Raw genomic sequence first — 3,457 nt, forward strand, 5'->3', positions numbered from 1 at the left:
AACTTTAATCAGTGGGGGCTTTGTTCATCCCCCCACTGATTATTAATTGAACCAAGGGATAAAAAGATAGAGGGTCTGACCAGAAAACTGGAGGGCATGATTCTATAACAAAAAGCTTAATGTTTATAGAATTATGTCTTTTTATATAGGGAGGGTAGTAAACAGAGATTTCGACAAAAACGCACCGATTTATCTGAATTTTAAGTTTTATAAAAGGGGAGAAATGGAATGAGAAGAAAAGCACCATTTAAAGTGTTGTCATCATTAGCAATTGCGGCAATTATCGGATGTACATCTGTAATGAGTGCTCCGTTAGCATATGCAGAAACGGCAGCAAAAAAGAAAGATAATGTATCTACAACACCAATTGATTACAATTTAATTCAAGAAGATCGTTTAGCGGAAGCACTGAAAGAAAGAGGAACAATTAATCCATCATCTTCTAAAGAAGAGACGAAAAAAGCTGTTGAGCAATATATTGAAAAGAAACAAGGAGATCAGGCGAATAAAGAAATTCTTCCAGATGCTCACTCACAAGAAACGTCTGATTTCACAAAAAAAGTAAAAGAGAAAAAGATGGAAGAAAAGGAAAATGTAAAAAAGGCTGAAAAAAATGTTAGCCTTGAGCAAAAGCCAGAACCAAATAAAAATCAATTGAATGGGCAAGTTCCAACTTCAAAAGCAAAGCAAGTTCCATATAAGGGATCTGTTCGATCAGATAAAGTATTAGTGCTACTCGTTGAATTTAGTGATTATAAACATAATAATATTGATCAAACACCAGGTTATATGTATTCGAAAGACTTTAGTAGAGAACATTATCAAAAGATGTTGTTCGGTAATGAGCCGTATACTTTATTTGATGGTTCAAAAGTAAAAACGTTTAAACAATACTATGAAGAGCAGTCTGGTGGTAGTTATACGACAGATGGATATGTAACGGAGTGGCTAACTGTTCCAGGAAAAGCATCTGATTATGGAGCTGATGGTAGCAGTGGGCACGATAATAAAGGTCCGAAAGGTGCACGTGATTTAGTGAAAGAAGCTTTGCATGCAGCTGCTGAGAAAGGACTAGATTTATCCCAGTTTGATCAATTTGATAGATATGATACAAACGGGGACGGGAATCAAAATGAACCTGACGGTGTAATTGATCATTTAATGGTAATCCATGCTGGTGTTGGTCAAGAAGCTGGTGGCGGTAAATTAGGTGATGATGCGATCTGGTCACATCGTTCAAAATTAGCAGTAGATCCAGTAGCGATTGAAGGTACGAAATCAAAGGTAGATTACTTTGGTGGTAAAGTAGCAGCACATGATTACACAATTGAACCAGAAGATGGAGCTGTAGGTGTGTTTGCACATGAATTTGGACATGATCTTGGATTACCAGATGAATATGACACGAAATATACTGGAAATGGTTCACCAGTCGAAGCTTGGTCATTAATGAGTGGAGGTAGTTGGACAGGGAAAATCGCAGGAACAGAGCCGACTAGTTTTTCACCACAAAATAAAGACTTCTTACAAAAGAATATGGGTGGCAACTGGGCAAAAATATTAGAAGTAGATTACGATAAAATTAAGAGTGGTGTGGGAGTTCCTACCTATATTGATCAAAGTGTTACGAAATCAAATCGTCCAGGCGTTGTACGTGTTAACTTACCAGGTAAAAGTGTTGAAACGATTAAACCGGAGTTTGGAAAGCATGCATATTATAGTACAAGAGGCGATGATATGCATACAACGTTAGAGACACCATTCTTTGATTTAACAAAGGGAACAAATGCAAAATTCGATTATAAAGCAAATTATGAGTTAGAAGCAGAGTGCGATTTCGTCGAAGTACATGCAGTAACAGAAGATGGAACGAAGACGTTAATTGATAGACTTGGAGAAAAAGTAGTCCAAGGAGATAAAGATACAACAGATGGGAAATGGATTGATAAATCATATGATTTAAGTCAATTTAAAGGCAAAAAAGTGAAACTACAATTCGACTATATTACAGATCCGGCTGTAACATATAAAGGTTTTGCGATGGATAATGTAAATGTAACTGTTGATGGACAAGTTGTATTTTCTGATGATGCAGAAGGACAGTCTAAAATGAATTTAAATGGTTTTGTTGTTTCTGATGGGACAGAGAAGAAAGCTCATTACTACTACTTAGAATGGAGAAACTATGCGGGATCAGATAATGGATTAAAAGCAGGAAAAGGTCCAGTGTATAATACAGGTCTTGTCGTTTGGTATGCAGATGATAGTTTTAAAGATAACTGGGTTGGGATGCATCCAGGTGAAGGATTCCTTGGTGTTGTTGACTCTCATCCAGAAGCGCTAGTTGGTAATTTAAACGGGAAACCAGCATACGGTAATACGGGCATGCAAATTGCAGATGCTGCATTTTCATTTGATAAAACACCAGCATGGAGTGTAAATTCATTAACACGTGGTCAGTTTAACTATTCTGGATTACAAGGTGTTACAACTTTTGATGATTCAAAAGTATATAGTAACAAGCAAATTGCAGACGCAGGAAGAAAAGTTCCAAACCTTGGACTTAAATTCCAAGTTGTTGGACAGGCAGAAGATAAATCGGCAGGTGCTGTTTGGATTAAACGTTAATAACATAAAAGCACATTCTTCATATGAAGAGTGTGCTTTTTAATTTGTACAGTAAGTTATTATTTTAGTTTATGTAATACAAGTTTTTATTCATGTGTAGTGTATCAAATTATGTGGGGAAAGGAAATATTTCCGAGGAAATTGTCGAAGTATCGTCAGTATTTATAAACTTTCTGTTTAAAAGAAGAGATGTATTATTGCCTTTACGGCTCAATTTATTTACATTGTTATTTGGTTATACACAAAAGTAATATATTCGGCAGTAAAAGAGCGCTATTGGATAGTGTTCTTTTTGTAGATAGAAAGGAGTTGAGTTAAATGAAAGAAATAATTGAATGTCCACAGTGTGAAGGAGAGATTACTGCGCAACATATTATTGATCTCCCGCATCCTTTTTCATTCAGATGTCCACACTGCAAGGTGAGGTTAAAAGAAATGAGGATCACACCGTGCTTAATATTAGCAGCAATTTGTATCATTCCACTGTTTATTATAATTGGAGAGAGTATTAAGGAATTACTAGTAAAATATTTTTCTATTATAGATGATGTACCAACTGTACTTATTTTCTTCTTATTTTGTTATCCATTGTATTATTTCTATGAAAAATATAATGCTATATTGTTTATTAAATACGGCTTATTGAAAGTTAAAAGTTGAATTGAATAGGAGATTATCATAATGCTTTGGAAAATATATTTAGCTATTATTACGTGGATAGGGCTCTTTGGTTTTGTATTTGATATACAAATATTAACCTCAATTGTTTGGAAATGTATCTTCTTGTTTAGCGTCATTTGGACTTTAACTGCAGTTTTTGTTTTTCGTT

At 35.0% G+C, this 3,457-nt stretch carries 2 protein-coding genes; both read left to right on the forward strand.

Features of this window, described 5'->3' with window-relative positions; all coding sequences use genetic code 11:
* Window positions 1-228 precede the first annotated feature (228 nt).
* Window positions 229-2,628, forward strand: coding sequence for a M6 family metalloprotease immune inhibitor InhA2 (gene inhA2, locus ABWK52_RS19225; RefSeq protein ID WP_098541042.1), 2,400 nt, complete (start codon window positions 229-231; stop codon window positions 2,626-2,628).
* A gap of 318 nt (window positions 2,629-2,946) precedes the next feature.
* On the forward strand, window positions 2,947-3,288 hold the full coding sequence (locus ABWK52_RS19230) for a hypothetical protein (protein ID WP_000658667.1): 342 nt from the start codon (window positions 2,947-2,949) through the stop codon (window positions 3,286-3,288).
* Window positions 3,289-3,457: the final 169 nt, after the last annotated feature.

It is taken from the genome of Bacillus sp. AP50 (genome assembly GCF_040492675.1).
GTDB classification, from domain to species: Bacteria; Bacillota; Bacilli; order Bacillales; family Bacillaceae_G; genus Bacillus_A; species Bacillus_A cereus.